A 17,529-nucleotide genomic window follows, 5' to 3' on the forward strand; every position below is an offset into this window, starting at 1 on the left:
ATCATTGTCTCCTTGCCATGAAGGCGAGCCGCTCGAACAGGTGCACGTCCTGTTCGTTCTTCAACAGCGCGCCGTGCAGCTTCGGCAGCGCGTTCTTCGGGTCGGCGCGCAGGTCGGCCGGGTCGATGTCGTCGGCCACGAGCAGTCGTATCCAGTCCAGCGCCTCGGAGGTGGACGGCTTCTTCTTCAAGCCCGGCACGTCGCGCACCTCGTAGAACTGGGTGAGGGCGGCGCGTACGAGGTTCTGCTTGATGCCCGGATAGTGCACATCGACGATGCGCTGCAGCGTCTCCACGTCGGGGAAGCGGATATAGTGAAAGAAGCAGCGGCGCAGGAAGGCGTCCGGCAGCTCCTTCTCGTTGTTCGAGGTGATGATGACGATCGGGCGATGCTTAGCGCGCACCGTCTCGCCGGTCTCGTAGACGTGGAACTCCATGCGGTCGAGTTCCTGCAGGAGATCGTTGGGGAACTCGATGTCGGCCTTGTCGATCTCGTCGATAAGCAGCACCACCTTGCGGTCGGCGGTGAACGCCTCCCACAGCTTGCCGTGGCGGATATAGTTGGAGATATCGTTGAAGCGCTCGTCGCCGAGTTGGCTGTCGCGGAGGCGCGACACGGCGTCATACTCGTAGAGCCCCTGCTGCGCACGGGTGGTGGACTTGACGTTCCATTCGATCAGATCGAGGGCGAGCGCCTGCGCGATCTGCCGGGCCAGCTCGGTCTTGCCGGTGCCCGGCTCGCCCTTGACCAGCAACGGCCGCTCCAGCGCGATCGCCGCGTTGACGGCCACCATCAAATCCTTGTCGGCAACATAAGCCGCCGTTCCTTCAAAGCGCATCCATGCTCTCCTGTTCGTCGACGCGACAGTAGGGGCCGGCCGTGGAGAGAGCAAGGCGACCTCGCTCCGACGCCTCATCCCGCTGCCAACGGCGTTGGCCGCGCGCGTGGAGGCCGGGGAAACGTCTCATTTCACTGGCGGCAAGGCTCCGAGAAGCCTATATTGGCGGTGACGATCTGCGCTTCCCGACAGGAACAACTTATCCCCGGGGCCTTATTGATCCTTAGGGAGCTGTCCCTGGCCGGGCCCGTGGGCTCGGACATACGGCGCCCACCTACTTTGTAGGCACCCGGGATCAACCGTTCCATCGGCTGTCGTGGATCGTCACCCTTCCTTTCCTTCATCTCTTTCGCTGACGCGCCGATTTCCCGATAGTGGCCGCGCGCCTTAAATCCTATCCGGAGGGGCGCGGACGGAGGATCGATGCACGCTCAACTCAAGAAGCAACTGCGCCAGCAGGCACTTGCAAGGCGCGACGCGCTGGACCCGCAATGGCGCATCGAAGCGTCGCTGGACATGGCGCAGGTCGCGCGCGATATCGAGATCGCTCCAGGCATGGTGGTCTCCGGGTTCTGGCCGATGCGTTCCGAGGTGGACGTCCGGCCGCTCATGTTTGCGCTGCGCGAGCAGGGCGCGCGACTGTGCCTGCCCGCCATCCTCGACCGGACGACCATAGTGTTTCGGGAGCTCGTGCGCGGTGCGCCCCTGGTGGACATGGGTTTCGGCACGGCGGGACCCGGCGAAGAGGCCGAGGTGCTAGACCCCGCGCTGATGCTGGTGCCGCTGGCCGCCTTCGACGCGCGCGGCCATCGCATCGGGTACGGCGCGGGATACTACGACCGCGCGATAGACAGCCTGCATGGAAAAGGGCTGTCGCCGCGCCTGATCGGCATCGCCTTCGATTGCCAGCAGGTGGAGGAGGTGCCGAACCAGGACCACGACGTGGAACTGGGTGAAATTCTCACCGAAAGCGGGTTGCGCCGGTTTCCGATCTAGCTGGCGGCCGCGAACGGAAAACCGCTTCACACTTTTCCTGCATCTGCTTTATAGAGCCGGCATGAGGCTTCTTTTTCTTGGCGACATGGTGGGCCGTACCGGCCGGACGGCGGTATGGGAACGGCTCCCCGGGCTGATTTCCGATCTTCGGCTCGATTTCGTGATCGTCAACGGCGAGAACGCGGCGGGCGGTTTCGGCATCACCGAGGACATCTACCTCCAGACGCTGGAGGCCGGCGCCGACGTGGTGACGACAGGCAACCACGTATGGGACCAGCGCGAGGCTCTGGAATTCGCCTCGCGCTCGGATCGGTTCATCAGGCCCGCCAACTTTCCCATCGGTACTCCGGGCAGGGGTACGGGCCTTTACGAGGCGAAAAACGGTGCGCGCGTCTTCGTGACCAACATCATGGGCCGTGTGTTCATGCACCCTGAACTGGACGACCCGTTCCAGGCGGCGGAACGCGAGCTGGAAGCCTGCCCGCTGGGCGAGGTGGCAGACGCGGTAGTGATCGACTTCCACGCCGAAGCCACTTCGGAAAAGATGTGCATGGGCCATTTCGTCGATGGGCGAGCGAGCCTCGTCGTCGGCACGCATACCCACCAGCCCACAGCCGACCACCAGATTCTCGACGGGGGAACCGGCTACCTGACCGATGCCGGAATGTGCGGCGACTACAACTCCTCTCTCGGCATGGACAAGGAAGAGCCGCTCAACCGGTTTCTATCCAAGGTGCCGAAAGGTCGTTTCGAGGCGGCAGGCGGGCCGGCTACAATTTGCGGCGTCGGCGTGGACATTTCCGACCGAACCGGCCTTTGCGAAAAGATCGCGCCGTTGCGGCTCGGGCCGCGACTGGAAGAGACCGTGCCGGCGTTCTGGCTGTAGGCCAAGGCGAAAAATTCTTGCGTAGAGCCGCGGAACCGAAACAGCCGTCGCGCATTTAAAGTCGCTGCCGGTCTCGTTGACGATGTCACGGCGCAGCCTTAGCTTTTATCCGCTCTTCTTCTTCCGGGGACATCCGACATGGAATTTCTGGCGAGCCATTTCGACTGGCTGAACGATCCTACCGCCTGGGTCGCTTTGGTAACGCTTATCGCGCTCGAGGTCGTGCTCGGCATCGACAACCTCATCTTCATCTCGATCCTGTCAAACAAGCTGCCCGAACATCAGCGCGAGCGGGCCCGCCGTCTTGGCATCGGGGCGGCACTCATCATGCGCCTGGTCCTGCTGGCAACCATCGCATTCATCGTGCAGCTTACGCAGCCGGTGTTCACGCTCTTCGGCGAGCCCTTTTCCTGGAAGGACATCATACTGCTGGTCGGTGGCCTGTTCCTGGTATGGAAGGCGACGAAGGAAATTCACCACACCGTCGATCCTGTCGACCACAAGGAGGACGTGGTCTCCCGCGCCGCGACCGTCACGATGGGTGGCGCCATATTCCAGATTCTCCTGCTCGACCTCGTCTTCTCGGTGGATTCGATCATCACCGCGGTCGGAATGACCGAGCATATCGCGATCATGTACATCGCGGTCATCATAACGGTAGCTGTGATGCTGATCGCCGCCACTCCTCTCGCCAACTTCATCGGCAAGAATCCAACGATCGTGATGCTGGCGCTGGCGTTCCTGCTGATGATCGGCATGACGCTTATCGCGGAAGGCATGGGCTTCCACGTGCCCAAGGGGTACATCTACGCGGCGATGGGTTTCTCCGCCCTGGTGGAGAGCCTGAACATGCTGGCACGCCGCAAGAAGACGATAGACAAGTCGGCCGGGATCGAGCCCGGCCACTGAAATCTAGACCTCATCTCGGTCTAGACGCCGCGCAGGACGAGTATGGTTGGCCTGCGCGGCAGGTCACGCAGCGAGACCGAGAAGGAGCGCTCCTCCGAGAGCCTGACGTCGAAGGTCTCGCCCATGCGACCGGTGAACTCGCCAAGCGGCGTCGCATGGCGGTGCATGGGCAGGATGATCGACGAGAACAGCCGCTTTGCAATGTCGCTCATCGCGCCGACCGACAATGTCATGCCTCCGTCTATCGGCACCATGAGGATATCGAGCCGGCCGATCGCGCCGTAGTGCTCGTCTTCCAGATGATGGTGCAGGTGGCCGAGGTGCCCGATGCAGAGGCCGGCCACCTCGAAGATGAAGATCGAGTTGCCGTCGGGCTCGAGCCCACCCCAGTTGCGGATGTCGGTCGGGACGTTGCGGATATAGACATCCTCAACGACGACCGCGTGCTTCGCCGGACCGCCGTCCGGGTTCCAGCCGCGCAATACATGCTCGATGCCGGGATCGGGAGTGTCGGTGAAGTGGGTGCGATGCGCCTTGTTCATGGTGACAACGCGCGGCAGCGGTTCGGCGCCGTAGTGTCCTGAAAAGTCTGTGGCGATGCGCACGCCGCTGGGCGTCTCGATCACGTAGGTGGAGTGACCCGCATAGGTGATGGTAACGTCGCCGTCGACGAAGGTCTGAACGGCGAGCGGCCCGGCTGGAGCGAAATTCGCGTAGGTAACCTGTGGCAGGCCCTCGGCGATCGCCACGCAGCGACTGGGAACGGGCTCTTCCTGCGGTGATTGAGCCTGCGCGAATGATGCGGGAAGCGCGAGCGTCAGCAACGCGGCGGCGAAGGCGAGGCGGCGGGCGTGGCGCATGGCATGGCTCCGGAACGGCGGGCGTCTCCGGCAGGTTAAGCCAAGCGTCACATATCGCCACCCGGCTCGGGCGCACGCCGCTTCACGATTGTGCGAGCTCTGCGCCCGGCGTTGCGCTCAGCCGGCGGAGGCCGGTTCCTTTTGCGGCTGGTGGTGCGGCGTGTAGCCGAGCGCGCGGGCGAGGGTGGCGGCAACCCCAAGCATGAGCCGCTGGGCTGTCTGCGGGCGGCCGTCCAGCCATGTCGGATCGAGCAGGGTTTCCCTGATGGTCAGGGCCGACTGTAGCGGGTTCTTGATGTTGCCCTCGCGGTCGACCTTGCCCTGCTGTGCTAGGGCCGTCAGCGTCTCGAAGAAGCGCTGAGCCCGCTGCAGGTTGTGCATGTCCGGTTCGCGCGAGGTTACCGTCTGCCGCACGTGCATCTCGCCCGTCCCGACATTGCGGGGATGGACATGGGCGGTGTTGCAGGGAACTTCGAATATATGCGGCGCATCGCGGCGATGCTCGGTTTCCCCGACCCGGCAGACAGTGCTTCCCGCTATGAGATCGAAGCGCTCGGAGACGTAGCCCTTCGGCCCGGCGTGATAGTGCCGCGCGCTGGTGAGCGTCTCGCCCGGCGCAACGAACCAGTCCATCACCAGCCGCGTGCCGCCATTGTCGGCGGGCAGTTCGGTAAAAACGAGACGCGTCCTGCTCACCGGATTGAAATAGCTGTCCCCCTGCGCGGTCATGGCTGCAGCCTCCCGTTGCTCCCCACCCAGTTTCCAGCCCGAAAACGGCTGCCGCAAGCAGAATCTGCGCGGGAAGAACGATGAACCTCCCCGACAGCCGGCTTCTGGACGCGGCGGGGCGTTTTCTCTATATAGCCCGCCATTCAACGACATCGCGAAGAAGTGCGCATAGGGGTGTTATGGCAGGTCATTCACAGTTCAAGAACATCATGCATCGCAAGGGCCGGCAGGACGCGGTTCGATCCAAGATGTTTTCCAAGCTCGCACGCGAAATCACGGTCGCGGCAAAGACCGGACTGCCAGATCCCGACATGAACCCCCGCCTGCGTCTCGCCGTGCAGAACGCCAAGGCGCAGTCGATGCCGAAGGACAACATCCAGCGCGCCATCAACAAGGCGGCGGGCGGCGATGCGGAGAACTACGAGGAAGTGCGCTACGAAGGCTACGGCCCCGGCGGTATCGCCGTCATCGTCGAGGCGCTGACCGACAACCGCAACCGTACCGCATCCAACGTGCGCGCAGCCTTTACCAAGGCCGGCGGGGCGCTGGGCGAAACCGGCTCGGTATCCTTCATGTGGGACCGCGTTGGCGAGATCGTCTACAAGCCCGAGGCCGGCGACGCCGACAAGGTGATGGAGGCGGCGATCGAGGCCGGAGCCGACGACGTGCAGTCGGACGAGGACGGCCACGTGATCCTGTGTGCCTTCGAGAGCATTGGCGAGGTGACTTCCGCGCTGGAGGCCTCGCTGGGCGAGGCTGAATCGGTCAAGACGATCTGGAAGCCCCAGACCACGACGCCTGTTGACGAAGATCGCGCGCAGTCGATCCTCAAGCTCATCGGTACTCTGGACGACGACGACGACGTACAGAACGTCTACGCGAACTTCGAGGTCGACGACGAGACGATGGCCAAGTTGAGCGCTGCGTGAGCGATGCCCGCCCGGCCATCCGCATAACCTACTGCACGCAGTGCCAGTGGCTCCTGCGTGCGGCGTGGATGGCGCAGGAACTGCTCTCCACATTCGGGGCCGATCTGGGCGAGGTGACGCTGGTGCCCGGCACGGGCGGCGTGTTCACGATAGAGATCGATGGCGAGACGGTCTGGGAGCGCAAGCGCGACGGCGGCTTCCCCGAAGCCAAGGTGCTCAAGCAATTGGTGCGCGACCGGGTCTGGCCGGATCGCGACCTCGGCCACTCCGACAGAAAAAGCGACTAGTCGCGATTCTTGTGATGGGCCCAGGTGCCGCCGAGCGCTGCGCCAAGGCAAAGGCCAATGGCGATGCCGATCGGCAGGTTCTCCATCGTCACGCCGATGGCGACGCCTACCGCGATACCTATGGCAATGCCCGCGCCCATGTCGGAATACTTCATCACACGTCTCCGAACGTTTCAGCTTCACAACTTCCGAGCGTGCGACGCGTTCCGCCTGCAACAAAAAACCCGCCTTGCGGCGGGTTCTTCGAAATCACTTGATCGAGCGCAAGGCCTCAGAGGCCGAGACCCGAGAACTTGTTCTTGAACTTCGACAGGCGGCCGCCACGGTCGAGCAGCGTCTGCGAGCCGCCGGTCCAGGCCGGGTGCGTCGTCGGGTCGATATCGAGGTTCATCGTATCGCCTTCCTTGCCCCAAGTGGAGCGCGTTGTGTACTCGGTGCCATCGGTCATGACGACCTTGATGGTGTGGTAATTGGGATGGATATCGGCTTTCATCGGTGTCGTCCTGGCTTTAAGGGCTTTCGCGCGGCGCTGCGCTGCGGCGATGCGCCCACTGTCAAAACCTGAAGCCGCAGCTATTGAAAAGCCGCGGCTCCAAAAACGGTCGGCTGGCCTATACAGGAGCCGGCGGAGAATCACAAGGCCAACGGCAGCGCAATTTCGCAGCGGCCGACGGCAACGGGAAGGGGCGGATGGCGGAACTGGTTCTGGAAGGCGAAGCCGGCAGAAAGTCGCTCAACCCGTTGCGGCGGCTTTTTCCCTACATGCTGCCCTATCGCAGGCTGGTTATAGGCGCGGTGCTGTCGCTGATGGCGGCCGCGCTGACGACGCTGACGCTGCCCATCGCCGTGCGGCGGATGATCGACCATGGCTTCAGCGATTCCGATTCCATCCTGATCGCGAACTATTTCACCATGCTCATCGTGCTGGCGGCGGTGCTGGCGGTCGCTTCGGCGTGCCGGTACTATTTCGTCATCACGCTGGGAGAGCGCGTGGTATCCGATGTGCGGCGTGATGTTTTCGCCCATGTCACGCGGCTGTCGCCGGGCTTCTTCGACACCGTGCAGTCCGGCGAAATCGTCTCGCGGCTGACGGCCGACACGACGCAGATCAAGTCGGCCGTTGGTGCGACCGCGTCGGTGGCATTGCGCAACCTCATCATGGGGTTCGGCGCGCTCGGCATGATGGTGGTGACGAGCCCAAAACTCTCCGCGCTCGTCATCGCGGCCATACCCGTCGTGGTTCTGCCGCTCGTTGCCTTCGGCCGTTCGGTTCGCCGCAAGTCGCGCTTCGCCCAGGATACGCTGGCCGAAGCCACGGCCTATGCCAGCGAGCAGATCGGCGCCGTGCGCACCTTACAGGCATTCACCAATGAAAGGCTGGTCACGGGCCGCTTCGCCGGGGCCGTGGAAACGGCGTTCGCGGCGGCGCGCGCATCCGTCTTCGCGCGCGCGTTCCTCACCTTCTTCGCCATCTTCACCATCTTCGCTTCTGTCGTGGCAGTGTTGTGGATCGGCTCGCACGACGTTCTTTCGGGCACGCTGTCGCCAGGCACGCTCGGCCAGTTCCTGCTCTATGCCGTGTTTGCGGCCGGCGCGCTGGGCGCGCTTTCGGAAGTGTGGGGCGAGCTGAGCCAGGCGGCGGGTGCCGCCGAGCGGCTGACCGAACTGCTGGCCGAGGAGCCGACGGTGCGCGCACCCGCCAACCCACAGCGGATGCCGGAGCCTGCCCGTGGCGCGGTAGAGTTTCGCGAAGTATGTTTCGCCTATCCGGTCCGGCCCGGCCAGTCGGCCCTGCAAGGGCTGTCATTCACCATCAGCCCGGGAGAAACCGTCGCCGTCGTCGGCCCTTCGGGGGCAGGCAAGAGCACGATCTTTTCGCTGCTGATGCGCTTCTACGACCCCGATACGGGCGCGGTTCTCATCGATGGCGTGGATGTGCGTAGGGCCGATCCCGAAGCGGTGCGCAGCCGCATCGCCATCGTGCCGCAGGATGTGACGGTGTTTGCCGCAAGCGCCGCTGAAAACATCTCCTTCGGCCGTCCGGGCGCCTCGGTCGGGGAAATCGAGGCGGCAGCCCGCGCGGCCCATGCCGACGAGTTCATCGGGCGCTTGGCCGAGGGCTACGACACACAGCTCGGCGAGCGCGGCGTCACCCTTTCAGGCGGGCAGCGCCAGCGTATCGCCATCGCCCGCGCCATCCTGCGCGACGCGCCCATCCTGTTGCTGGACGAGGCGACATCGGCGCTGGACGCACAGAGCGAAACACTGGTGCAGACCGCTCTGGAACGGCTGATGGAGGGTCGCACCACCATCGTCGTGGCACACCGGCTGGCGACAGTGCTCAAGGCCGACCGTATCCTCGTGATGGATCAGGGCCGGATCGTGGAAGAGGGAACGCATCGCAGCCTCGTCGCAAAACGCGGTGTTTATGCGCGGCTGGCAAAGCTGCAGTTCGACCACGGCGCCGGCGCGTTCGAGAGCGCCGCGGAATAGGCCGCATTATCCCAGCAGGTCGCGGGCCGTGCGCATGAAGATGCCTGAGCCGATAGCGATGAGATCGTCGGGGAAGTCGTAATCGGGATTATGTAGAGCCGGGAGATCGGTGCCTGCGCCGAGGAAGAACATCGCCGATTTCGACGTGTGGCCGAAGATCCCGAAATCTTCCGAGGCGCGCATGGGAAGCTCCTCCTCATCGTGCCTAACGCCTTCTGCGTCGAGCGCGGCGCGCAGACGGTCGACGGCTTCAGGCGCATTGAGGCTGGCGAGGAAAATCTCGTGATAGTCGATGGCAACTCGTAGTCCGTCTTCGGCCGCCGCCTTTTGCGCCAGCGCTTCCGCGGCCGCGCACAAGTCCGCCATCCGCCCGTCGAGGCGGGTACGCAGTGTCGCCCACAGCTCGGCACGGCCGGGGGCGATGCCGAAGACGGCCTCGCCCATTGCGGCGTGGGTGACGGTGACCATGGCGAAATCGTCGTCGTGGAAGCTGCCGCCGCCGAGCTTCGCCAGCGCCGGCATCAGCCGGCTGACGGCCAGCATCGGCGAGAAACCGGTCTCTGGCATCGACGAGTGGGCGGTCTTGCCTTCCAGCACGATGCGAAGCCCACGCGATGCGCAGTTGACCACGCCGGGCTTCAGCCGCACGTGACCGAGCGGCGTGCCCGGCAGGTTGTGCAGTGAGAAGGCGAAGTCCGGCCGGATCGTGTCATAGCGAGGGTCGGCGACCACGCCGGCAGCACCGTTGCCGGTTTCCTCCGCCGGCTGGAACATAAGAACCACGCGGCCCTGCGCGGGACGCCTGCGGCCAAGCTGGCGGCCCATGGCTGCAAGGATGGCGGTGTGACCGTCATGCCCGCACATATGCGACTTGCCTTGTAGGGCGGAGCGGTGCGGGGCATCCGACAATTCCTCGATCGGCAGCGCGTCGAGCTCGGAGCGAAACAGCACGGTCGGTCCGGGCTTGCCGCTGTCGTAGACGACGGCCACGCCGTGGCCGCCCATGTGCTCCAGAACCTCGTCAGGGCCGGTTTCGGACAGAAAGGCAACGACGCGCCGGGCTGTCTGCTCTTCCTCGTTGGAAATCTCGGGAAAGCGGTGCAGCTCGCGCCGGAAGGCGACGAGATCGGCGATGTCCTGATTGGTCAGTTCCATAATGATCCGTCTAGCTGTTTGCGGCCGCGTGACGGCCGGCATTGCGGCCCGAGAAGATGCAGCCGCCGAGGAAGGTGCCTTCGAGCGCGTTGTAGCCGTGGTAGCCGCCGCCACCGAAACCCGCAACCTCGCCCGCCGCGTAGAGGCCGGGGACGGGATCGCCCGCCGCGCTGAGTACCTGCCCATCGAGATTGGTATGCAGGCCGCCCAGCGTCTTGCGGGTGAGCACATGGAGGCGCACGGCGATCAAGGGGCCGTGGGCGGGGTCCAGAATCTTGTGCGGCTTTGCAGTGCGGATCAGCCTGTCGCCCAGATAGGAGCGCGCGCCGCGAATGGCGGTGACCTGCGCGTCCTTGGAGAACGGATTGTCGATCTCGCGGTCACGGGCCTCGATCTGGGCGGACAGGCGGCCATGGTCGATCAGGTTTTCGCCGGTCATGACGTTCATCGCGGAAACGAGTTCGGGCAAGGTGTCGCGCACGATGAAGTCCGCGCCGTGCTTCTTGAACGCCTCGACAGGGGGTGGCGCGCCCGCGCCGCGGCGGCTCCTGAGAACATTGAGCCATTTGCGCGAGGTGATGTCCGGGTTCTGCTCGGAACCGGACAGCGCGAACTCCTTCTTGATGATGCTTTGCGTGAGCACGAACCAGGAATAGTCGTAGCCGGTGGCAAGGATATGGCGCAGCGTCGACAGCGTGTCGAAGCCCGGCAGGCAGGGCGCGGGCAGGCGGCGACCCAGCGCGTCGAACCACATGGACGAGGGGCCGGGCAGGATGCGGATGCCGTGGTCGGGCCAGATCGGCGCCCAGTTTTGCACGCCTTCGGTATAGTGCCACATGCGGTCGGCGTTGATGACGGCACCGCCGGCCTCCTGTGCGATGGCGACCATGCGTCCATCGACATGGTGCGGAACGCCCGCGACCATGGTCTTCGGCGGCTGGCCCAGCCTTTCGACCGGCCAGTTGCTGCGTACGAGATCGAAATTGCCGCCGATCCCGCCGGAGGTGACCAGCACGCAGCCCGCGGAAATTTCGAAACCTCCCACCACTCCGCGACCCGAGCGCTGGCCGCGCTCGACGGTGGAGGGTTCCAGCACTTCGCCGGCAACGCCGGTCACTGCCCCGGCGGTGCGTATAAGGCGGCTTGCTTGATGGCGGAACTTGAGCGTAATTCGACCGGAGGCCCGATGCTCGCCGACGCGGCGGATGAAGGGCTCCAGCACACCGGGCCCGGTGCCCCACGTCAGGTGAAAGCGCGGCACCGAGTTGCCGTGGCCATGCGCCATCGCGCCGCCGCGCTCGGCCCAGCCGACGACGGGAAACCAGCGCATGCCCATAGCGTGCAGCCACGCACGCATCTCGCCGGCCGCGAAGTCGACATAGGCCTTGGCGACCCGGCGCGGCCAGTAATCCTCGTCACGGTCGAACTGGGCGGAACCCATCCAGTCCTGCAGCGCCAGATCGCGGCTGTCGCGGATGCGCATGCGACGCTGCTCGGGACTGTCGACGAAAAACAGGCCGCCTAGCGACCAGAAGGCCTGGCCGCCTAGCGAGTTCTCGCCTTCCTGCTCCAGTACGATGACGGACCGGCCCGCATCGGCCAGTTCCGCAGCAGCGACCAGCCCAGCCAGACCGCCGCCGATGACGATCGCATCCGCCCCCTGCGCCATTGTTCCTCCCGGCTTTCTTGTTGTTTGGAAAAGGAGATTGCCGCTGTTTGCGGCGTTCGGTCAATCGCCCTCAACAGAAAGGCCGCCCCGTGGGGCGGCCCTTCATGCGGGAGGCAGATGTGATGGCGTCAGCCATTATGCATCATGTAGATTTCCTGCTGGATGGTGCGAAGCTGCGCCGACAGCGTCTGGTAGGCCTCAGCGCTCAACTCGCCGCCATTGGCGCCGGCGTCACGGGCCGCTTCGGCACGCACTGCGGCGATCTGCGCACGGATGGCGTTGACCGGGCCAGAGTCATACTCGCCGCTCATTGAGGGGGCGACGTTGGTTTCGGCGGCGGCGATCTGCGCATCCAGGGTCTGCATGCGCGACCACTCGCCCGTCGACGCAGTCATCATCGTATCGACGGCGGGTACCGTCGCGATGTCGGCGATATGAACATCCTCGTTCACGCCGGCATACGGGAGTGCCGAAGCACCGGCGAAGGGGGCGGCGACAAAGAGGGCGGCGAGGGCAGTCCTGATCATGAGCTTGTTCATTTTCCTGTTCCATTTCGACTTTGAGGACCGGCGTTGGGGAGCCGTCGGTCCGGGTTCCGCCGTCAGGTCGAACAGGGAGCGTTCTCACCACACGCTGTGTCCGGCCTCGGCGTTCATAAGGACGTATGAAAGGGGCTAACGGTTTCAACGTTGTGTAAAAAGATGCAGCTCGAAACTGGCTGCAAGAGGCGCAAAGCCAGCGAATCTGCGATCTGCGGCGCATCACAAATGTTAGTGATCCAATCGCGAGCTTTTTCCTGAAACTCTTTAGGCGGCATTTCGTCCGCGGGAAGGTTTCGCGGCGGCCGTGACGAAGTGTCTTTGTTTGTTGGTGTCTGGCAAAAAAGAAGGCCGCCTCAATGGGCGGCCTTCGAATGTCTCGGGCGTTCTGAACGGGATCAGCTACCGTTCTGGAGGCCATAGATCGACTGCTGGATCGAGCGGAGCTGACCCGACAGGTTCTGGTACGACGCCGCGCTCAGCTCGCCGCCATTGGCGTTCTTCTCCTGAGCCGCGGCTTGGCGCACGGCGTTGATCTCGCCGCGCAACTGCGCCGCCGCGCCGTTGCCGACGACATTGTCGCGGCCGCCCGGACGCAGGTTGGTCTCGGCGGCATTCAGGGCCGCGTCGAGCTGGCGTGCATAGGAGGTCGAGGCAGAGCCGATTGAGGAGGTATAGGTCACGTCCACCGGCGCGGTGACGCGGTCGGCGAAGTGATTGTCGCGGTCCGTCTGCGCAAAGGCACCTGCCAGCGGCAGCGAAACCAGAAAAGCGGAGAGGGTCGTCTTGAGAGCAATGTTGTTCATTTTCTTTCGTCCACTTCCATGATCGCCGTTGGGAGCCAGCGATCAGATGGCGGCCGTCAAAACCTGCCTTGTCACAGCGTCCTCACCAAAACGCCGCCGGCAGGCTCCGGCCACAACGAAGGATAGGTGTACCGTCTGGACGGTTCAAACTTACGCAAGGTAAGGTGATGACGCGAATGTCGTTCGCCGGCGCGTGAAAGCCCAGAAAATCCGGGCTTTCACGTCATGGTTGAATTTTTTTGAACGTCATTTTTTATACGTCAGGCACCGTAGCGGGCTTGCAGGTGCCGCCGGAAATGATCGGCGTTGAGGGGCTCGCCGGTGGCGCGCTCGATGAGTTCCGGCGTCGACCAGCGCGAGCCCTGCGACCAGACATGCGCGCGCCGCCAGTCGTTGACATGATCGAAATGACCGCGGGTGAAATCTTCGGACGCGCCGGGATGTTCGCGCTCTATGGCGGCCCATTGCTGCGCGGCAATCATGGCGCCGAGCGTGTAGGAGGGGAAATAGCCGAAGGCGGCAGCCGGCCAGTGCACATCCTGCATCGGGCCGTCGGCAGGGGTGTCGATGGTGGAGAGGCCGAGATAGGCCTGCATCTTCGCATCCCACGCCTCCGGTAGATCGGCCACTTCGAGGCGACCAGCAACCATGTCCTGTTCCAGTTCGAAACGCAGGATGACGTGCAGCGGATAAGTGACTTCGTCGGCATCGACGCGGATCAGGCCGCGCTCAACCCGGTGAACGTGGGGCAGGATGTCGTCCAGGGTCCAGCTTTCTCCCAGATGGCGCTCGACCACGGGGAGCGCCCATGTCCAGAAGGCCGGGTTGCGCCCGATCTGCTTTTCCACGAACAGGCTCTGGCTTTCGTGGATCGCCATGCCGCGCGCCTTGCCGAGCGGCCAGTGCGACCACGCGCGCGGCAGGCCCTGCTCGTAGAGCGCGTGCCCCGTCTCATGCAGCACGCCCATCAGCGAGGACAGGAACTCGGTCGAGCGATATCGCGTGGTGATGCGCACGTCGGTCGGCACGCCGCCGCAGAACGGATGATGGGAGACGGAAAGGCTGCCATGGGTGATGTCGAAGCCAACGGCGGCCATCATCGCCAGGCCGAGGTCTCTTTGCTTTTCGACCGGGTAAGAGCCAGAGAGAGGCTTGAGCGGCGTCTTTGCCAGACGTTCTTCCTGCACGGCCAGCGCCTGCGGCACGAAATCGACGAGAAAGCCTTTCAGCTCCTCCAGAACCGGGCTGACATCCGCGAGGCGGTTGCCCGGGTCGTACTGCTCCATCAGAGCGTCGTAGGGATCGAGGCCAAGGGCGCCGGCGCGCATGGCGGCTTCCTCGCGCACCATGGTCACCACGCCCTCAAGCGCCGGCTGGAAGCCCGCCCAGTCGTTCCTCGTGCGCAGCTCGCGCCAGAGCTGCTCGCAGCGCATGCGCGTGCGTGTCTGGCGCTCCACGAACTCGGGCGGCAGGCAGGTGAGGTTGACGTGGTCGCGGCGAAACTCGCGCAGGGCGGCAGCCTGCTCCTCGTTCAATGCTTCGGCTTCGGCCGCGACGATCCAATCGCCGATTTCGGGCGCGGTCGCCATGCGGTGGCGCATGCCGGCAAGACTTGCCATCGCCTCCGCGCGCGCCTCGCCGCCGCCGACTGCCATGTGGGTCGCCTCGTCGGCACCGAGTATTGCCAGCGCGTGATCGAGCGCTTCGATGCGACGGCCCAGTTGGTCAAGTTTCTCGAAGGACATTCCTGCTCTTTCTCTGCTGTTCCGCGTGCGGGCGCAGGGCAAGCTACGCACCGGCATGGCCCTGTCAACGGCGACCCCGGATTTCCCTTGCGGGTATCGGCAAGGCGGTGCTCAATGCCACTGCTGTCGTGATACGAGGTATGCCATGATCGCCACCGTCCTGATCTCGCTCGTTGCCCTGATCCATGTCTACATCGTGCTGCTGGAAATGGTCTGGTGGGACACGCCGCGAGGGCGCAAGGCTTTCGGCACAACTGCCGAGTTCGCGGCCGCAACGAAGGTGCTGGCGGCCAATCAGGGCCTCTACAACGGGTTTCTGGTCGCCGGTCTGGTGTGGGGGCTATGGCTTGGTGAGGCGGGCTTTGCGGTGAAGGTGTTCTTCCTCGCATGCGTGATCGTCGCCGGCCTTTACGGCGCGGCTACCGCAAGCACCAGGATACTCTATGTGCAGGCGCTGCCCGCCGCGCTGGCGCTGGCGGCGCTGATAGCGCGGATCTGAAGCGCGTCGCGAAACCGGTTTCCACTTTTCGGCATCTTGGTCTAGCGCTCGGTGAGCTTCAGCTCGATGCGGCGGTTGCGGTCGCGTGCCTCCTGCGTATCGGCAGGATCGAGCGGCTGGAACTCACCGAAGCCGGCGGCCACTAGCCGCTCCGGCGGAACGCCGTTTTCGATCAGGTACTTCACCACCGACGTCGCGCGGGCCGAGGACAGCTCCCAGTTGTCGCGGTAGCGGCCAGTGCCCGACAGCGGAATGTTGTCGGTGTGGCCGTCGACGCGCAGCACCCATTCGATCTCTGGCGGGATCTCGCGCTGCAGCTCGAGAATCGCCTGCGCCAGACGCGCCATTTCCTCGCGGCCCGCGTCGTTGATGACCTCGGACCCGACTGGAAACAGCACTTCCGACTGGAACACGAAACGGTCACCGACGATGCGAATGCCTTCGCGGTCCGACAGGATTTCGCGCAGGCGGCCGAAGAAATCAGAACGGTAGCGGTTCAGCTCCTGCACACGCTGGGCAAGAGCCACATTGAGGCGGCGGCCGAGATCGGCGATCTTGGTGTTGGACTCGCGGTCGCGCGCCTCCGACGCTTCGAGGGCCGCTTCCAGCGCGCCTATCTGGCTACGCAGCGCGGCGATCTGCTGGTTGAGCAACTCGACCTGGCTGAGCGCGCGCTGGCTGAGTTGGCGTTCGGTATCGAGTTCGCCGGAAAGTTGGGATGCCCGCTCCTCGGCCGCCGCGCCCGCGCCGGCGCCCTGCGACAGCAGCTGCTCCAGCCGCGAGCGTTCGCCCTCGGCTTCGGCCAGCGAGGCGCGCATGTTGGACAGCATGTCCTCCAGATCCTGCGTGTTGGACTGTTCGAGCGCGAGGAGCTGGGTGAGCTCGTTGATCTGCGAGTTGAGGCGGTTGAGCACTTGGTCGCGGCCGGTGATCTCCTGGCTGAGCAGGAACTGCGCCAGCACGAAGACCGACAGCAGGAACATGATCGCCAGCAGCAGCGTCGACAGCACGTCGACGAAGCCGGGCCAGTAGTCGATGCCGCGCTGGACGCGTCTGCGCGCCAGGGCCATGTCAGCCCTTCTCCTGCTTGCGGATAGCGTCCGCCAGCTTGTCGAGCGTCACGCGCATGGCCTTCTGCTCATTGGCCTGCGCCTCCACCCAGTCGCGCATGAGCTGCTGTTCGGAGCGCATGTTCTTGACCAGTCCCGAGATGCCGTCGGCGAGGCTGGCCATGGAAGCCGCGATGCGCGGATTGGACGTGCCGTCCCCTTCCTGCATGGTGCGCAGACGCTCGGACAGCAGCTTCAGTTCCTCGGAATTGTCCGCCTTGTCCGGACCGACAACAAAGTCGGATCCCAGGTCCGTGACAGAGGAAAGCCAGTTTTCGAGCTCGGTGTAGAAGCGCGTCTGGGCACGCCCCGCCTGAAGGTCGAGGAAGCCCAGCACCAGCGAGCCGGAGAGGCCGAAAAGCGAGGACGAAAACGCCGTGCCCATGCCACCGAGCGGCGCGGAAAGGCCGGCCTTCAGGGTCTCAAGCACATCGTTGACGTCGCCCGAGCCCGGATCGAGCGTCTGGATCGTCGTGCCGATAGAGCCGATCGTCTGCAGGAGGCCCCAGAACGTGCCGAGCAGGCCTAGAAAGATCAACAGGCCGGTAAGATAGCGCGAAATGTCGCGGCTTTCGTCCAGCCGCGTCGCGATCGAATCGAGGATCGAGCGCATCGAGCTGGTGGAAAGCGACATGGCCGACGAGCGGCCGATCAGAGCCTTCATCGGCGCGAGCAGGACCGGGTCGTGCGTGGGCGTTCCGGCCCGGAACGAGTTGACCCACCGCACCTCGCGAAAGAGCCGCACCACCTGGCCGAAGACGAGAACGATGCCGACGGCGAGCACGCCGAGGATCAGGCCGTTGAGGCCCGGATTAGTTTGAAAGGCGCTGGAAATCTGCCGGTATAGGATAGCTGCCACGAAGCCGACGATGGCCAGAAAGATCAGCATCGAAAGCAGGAAGACCTGGGGGCTCGACAGGTTGCGCGGGTCGTATTCCGCGTCGTCGGTCAGGCCGTCATCCGCTCCCAGAGTTCTCAAGAATGCCATTCGCGCGCCTCTGAATCGATTGCCGGCAGGAAGGTGTCACGACTCTAGACGGAATTGTGACTAAATTGAAAGACGAGGTGACCATTGCATAG

General features: G+C 64.3%; 19 protein-coding genes and 1 other RNA gene. 8 read left to right on the forward strand and 12 right to left on the reverse strand.

What is annotated here, in order from left to right:
- Position 1: 1 nt before the first annotated feature.
- A complete protein-coding gene (locus FY036_RS04530; RefSeq protein WP_148913516.1) occupies positions 2 to 838 on the reverse strand; it encodes an AAA family ATPase in 837 nt (278 codons plus the stop codon).
- A gap of 170 nt (positions 839 to 1,008) precedes the next feature.
- Between FY036_RS04530 and ssrS the strand changes: the two genes are divergently transcribed.
- The 4 genes from ssrS to FY036_RS04550 all read left to right on the forward strand — a co-directional run bounded on the left by ssrS (position 1,009) and on the right by FY036_RS04550 (position 3,629).
- A non-coding RNA gene (ssrS, locus tag FY036_RS04535) (6S RNA) lies at positions 1,009 to 1,165 on the forward strand.
- A 96-nt stretch (positions 1,166 to 1,261) separates the two neighbouring features.
- Positions 1,262 to 1,834, forward strand: a complete 573-nt coding sequence (locus FY036_RS04540; protein ID WP_148913517.1) for a 5-formyltetrahydrofolate cyclo-ligase — start codon at positions 1,262 to 1,264, stop codon at positions 1,832 to 1,834.
- A gap of 61 nt (positions 1,835 to 1,895) precedes the next feature.
- Entirely contained in the window at positions 1,896 to 2,720 is an 825-nt protein-coding gene (locus FY036_RS04545; protein ID WP_148913518.1) for a TIGR00282 family metallophosphoesterase, read from the forward strand.
- Between the two features lie 138 nt (positions 2,721 to 2,858).
- Positions 2,859 to 3,629: a TerC family protein gene (locus FY036_RS04550; RefSeq protein WP_148913519.1), complete on the forward strand. Its 771-nt coding sequence runs from the start codon at positions 2,859 to 2,861 to the stop codon at positions 3,627 to 3,629.
- Between the two features lie 20 nt (positions 3,630 to 3,649).
- On the opposite strand, the gene FY036_RS04555 is transcribed toward FY036_RS04550, so the two are convergent.
- Together FY036_RS04555 and FY036_RS04560 are read right to left on the reverse strand one after the other, a co-directional pair.
- On the reverse strand, positions 3,650 to 4,489 hold the full coding sequence (locus tag FY036_RS04555; RefSeq protein WP_148913520.1) for an MBL fold metallo-hydrolase: 840 nt from the start codon (positions 4,487 to 4,489) through the stop codon (positions 3,650 to 3,652).
- A 117-nt stretch (positions 4,490 to 4,606) separates the two neighbouring features.
- Complete coding sequence (locus FY036_RS04560; protein WP_148913521.1) at positions 4,607 to 5,218, reverse strand: hypothetical protein; 612 nt, start codon at positions 5,216 to 5,218, stop codon at positions 4,607 to 4,609.
- 179 nt (positions 5,219 to 5,397) lie between these two features.
- Between FY036_RS04560 and FY036_RS04565 the strand changes: the two genes are divergently transcribed.
- Positions 5,398 to 6,147, forward strand: coding sequence for a YebC/PmpR family DNA-binding transcriptional regulator (locus tag FY036_RS04565; RefSeq protein WP_148913522.1), 750 nt, complete (start codon positions 5,398 to 5,400; stop codon positions 6,145 to 6,147).
- A complete protein-coding gene (locus tag FY036_RS04570) occupies positions 6,144 to 6,434 on the forward strand; it encodes a SelT/SelW/SelH family protein (protein ID WP_148913523.1) in 291 nt (96 codons plus the stop codon). Before FY036_RS04565 ends, FY036_RS04570 begins: the two co-directional genes overlap by 4 nt.
- On the opposite strand, the gene FY036_RS23885 is transcribed toward FY036_RS04570, so the two are convergent.
- Together FY036_RS23885 and rpmE are read right to left on the reverse strand one after the other, a co-directional pair.
- Positions 6,431 to 6,589, reverse strand: coding sequence for a hypothetical protein (locus tag FY036_RS23885; RefSeq protein WP_201744694.1), 159 nt, complete (start codon positions 6,587 to 6,589; stop codon positions 6,431 to 6,433). The two genes, FY036_RS04570 and FY036_RS23885, sit on opposite strands and share 4 nt — an antisense overlap.
- A 116-nt stretch (positions 6,590 to 6,705) precedes the next feature.
- Positions 6,706 to 6,927 (reverse strand): 50S ribosomal protein L31, encoded by a 222-nt coding sequence (rpmE, locus tag FY036_RS04575; protein ID WP_148913524.1) that lies wholly within the window; start codon positions 6,925 to 6,927, stop codon positions 6,706 to 6,708.
- A 197-nt stretch (positions 6,928 to 7,124) separates the two neighbouring features.
- Between rpmE and FY036_RS04580 the strand changes: the two genes are divergently transcribed.
- Positions 7,125 to 8,927, forward strand: a complete 1,803-nt coding sequence (locus FY036_RS04580) for an ABC transporter transmembrane domain-containing protein (RefSeq protein ID WP_148913525.1) — start codon at positions 7,125 to 7,127, stop codon at positions 8,925 to 8,927.
- Positions 8,928 to 8,933: 6 nt separating this feature from the next.
- Here FY036_RS04580 and FY036_RS04585 read toward each other — a convergent pair whose 3' ends face one another.
- The 5 genes from FY036_RS04585 to FY036_RS04605 all read right to left on the reverse strand — a co-directional run bounded on the left by FY036_RS04585 (position 8,934) and on the right by FY036_RS04605 (position 14,841).
- The gene (locus FY036_RS04585; protein WP_148913526.1) at positions 8,934 to 10,082 is read right to left on the reverse strand and encodes an amidohydrolase; all 1,149 of its coding nucleotides are present in this window, start codon (positions 10,080 to 10,082) and stop codon (positions 8,934 to 8,936) included.
- Between the two features lie 10 nt (positions 10,083 to 10,092).
- On the reverse strand, positions 10,093 to 11,751 hold the full coding sequence (locus FY036_RS04590) for an FAD-binding dehydrogenase (protein ID WP_148913527.1): 1,659 nt from the start codon (positions 11,749 to 11,751) through the stop codon (positions 10,093 to 10,095).
- Between the two features lie 128 nt (positions 11,752 to 11,879).
- Positions 11,880 to 12,290, reverse strand: a complete 411-nt coding sequence (locus tag FY036_RS04595) for a hypothetical protein (RefSeq protein ID WP_148913528.1) — start codon at positions 12,288 to 12,290, stop codon at positions 11,880 to 11,882.
- A 398-nt stretch (positions 12,291 to 12,688) separates the two neighbouring features.
- On the reverse strand, positions 12,689 to 13,096 hold the full coding sequence (locus FY036_RS04600) for a hypothetical protein (protein ID WP_148913529.1): 408 nt from the start codon (positions 13,094 to 13,096) through the stop codon (positions 12,689 to 12,691).
- A 260-nt stretch (positions 13,097 to 13,356) separates the two neighbouring features.
- On the reverse strand, positions 13,357 to 14,841 hold the full coding sequence (locus FY036_RS04605; RefSeq protein ID WP_148913530.1) for a carboxypeptidase M32: 1,485 nt from the start codon (positions 14,839 to 14,841) through the stop codon (positions 13,357 to 13,359).
- Positions 14,842 to 14,986: 145 nt separating this feature from the next.
- Between FY036_RS04605 and FY036_RS04610 the strand changes: the two genes are divergently transcribed.
- Positions 14,987 to 15,340: a DUF1304 domain-containing protein gene (locus FY036_RS04610; protein WP_148913531.1), complete on the forward strand. Its 354-nt coding sequence runs from the start codon at positions 14,987 to 14,989 to the stop codon at positions 15,338 to 15,340.
- Between the two features lie 41 nt (positions 15,341 to 15,381).
- Here FY036_RS04610 and FY036_RS04615 read toward each other — a convergent pair whose 3' ends face one another.
- On the reverse strand, positions 15,382 to 16,410 hold the full coding sequence (locus tag FY036_RS04615; protein ID WP_148913532.1) for a peptidoglycan -binding protein: 1,029 nt from the start codon (positions 16,408 to 16,410) through the stop codon (positions 15,382 to 15,384).
- A 1-nt stretch (position 16,411) separates the two neighbouring features.
- On the reverse strand, positions 16,412 to 17,437 hold the full coding sequence (locus FY036_RS04620) for a MotA/TolQ/ExbB proton channel family protein (protein WP_148913533.1): 1,026 nt from the start codon (positions 17,435 to 17,437) through the stop codon (positions 16,412 to 16,414).
- Positions 17,438 to 17,529 lie beyond the last annotated feature (92 nt).

This window comes from Neoaquamicrobium microcysteis (assembly GCF_008180155.1).
GTDB lineage: Bacteria > Pseudomonadota > Alphaproteobacteria > Rhizobiales > Rhizobiaceae > Aerobium > Aerobium microcysteis.

Excerpts from the sequence above, each read along its gene's own strand:
- FY036_RS04600 (WP_148913529.1), bottom strand. The coding sequence starts at position 13,096 with ATGAACAACATTGCTCTCAAGACGACCCTCTCCGCTTTTCTGGTTTCG.
- FY036_RS04555 (WP_148913520.1), bottom strand. The coding sequence starts at position 4,489 with ATGCGCCACGCCCGCCGCCTCGCCTTCGCCGCCGCGTTGCTGACGCTC.
- FY036_RS04560 (WP_148913521.1), bottom strand. The coding sequence starts at position 5,218 with ATGACCGCGCAGGGGGACAGCTATTTCAATCCGGTGAGCAGGACGCGT.
- FY036_RS04530 (WP_148913516.1), bottom strand. The coding sequence starts at position 838 with ATGCGCTTTGAAGGAACGGCGGCTTATGTTGCCGACAAGGATTTGATG.
- FY036_RS04610 (WP_148913531.1), top strand. The coding sequence starts at position 14,987 with ATGATCGCCACCGTCCTGATCTCGCTCGTTGCCCTGATCCATGTCTAC.
- FY036_RS04540 (WP_148913517.1), top strand. The coding sequence starts at position 1,262 with ATGCACGCTCAACTCAAGAAGCAACTGCGCCAGCAGGCACTTGCAAGG.
- FY036_RS04605 (WP_148913530.1), bottom strand. The coding sequence starts at position 14,841 with ATGTCCTTCGAGAAACTTGACCAACTGGGCCGTCGCATCGAAGCGCTC.
- FY036_RS04615 (WP_148913532.1), bottom strand. The coding sequence starts at position 16,410 with ATGGCCCTGGCGCGCAGACGCGTCCAGCGCGGCATCGACTACTGGCCC.
- FY036_RS04585 (WP_148913526.1), bottom strand. The coding sequence starts at position 10,082 with ATGGAACTGACCAATCAGGACATCGCCGATCTCGTCGCCTTCCGGCGC.
- FY036_RS04620 (WP_148913533.1), bottom strand. The coding sequence starts at position 17,437 with ATGGCATTCTTGAGAACTCTGGGAGCGGATGACGGCCTGACCGACGAC.
- FY036_RS04595 (WP_148913528.1), bottom strand. The coding sequence starts at position 12,290 with ATGAACAAGCTCATGATCAGGACTGCCCTCGCCGCCCTCTTTGTCGCC.
- FY036_RS04565 (WP_148913522.1), top strand. The coding sequence starts at position 5,398 with ATGGCAGGTCATTCACAGTTCAAGAACATCATGCATCGCAAGGGCCGG.
- FY036_RS04550 (WP_148913519.1), top strand. The coding sequence starts at position 2,859 with ATGGAATTTCTGGCGAGCCATTTCGACTGGCTGAACGATCCTACCGCC.
- FY036_RS04590 (WP_148913527.1), bottom strand. The coding sequence starts at position 11,751 with ATGGCGCAGGGGGCGGATGCGATCGTCATCGGCGGCGGTCTGGCTGGG.
- rpmE (WP_148913524.1), bottom strand. The coding sequence starts at position 6,927 with ATGAAAGCCGATATCCATCCCAATTACCACACCATCAAGGTCGTCATG.
- FY036_RS04580 (WP_148913525.1), top strand. The coding sequence starts at position 7,125 with ATGGCGGAACTGGTTCTGGAAGGCGAAGCCGGCAGAAAGTCGCTCAAC.
- FY036_RS04545 (WP_148913518.1), top strand. The coding sequence starts at position 1,896 with ATGAGGCTTCTTTTTCTTGGCGACATGGTGGGCCGTACCGGCCGGACG.
- FY036_RS23885 (WP_201744694.1), bottom strand. The coding sequence starts at position 6,589 with ATGAAGTATTCCGACATGGGCGCGGGCATTGCCATAGGTATCGCGGTA.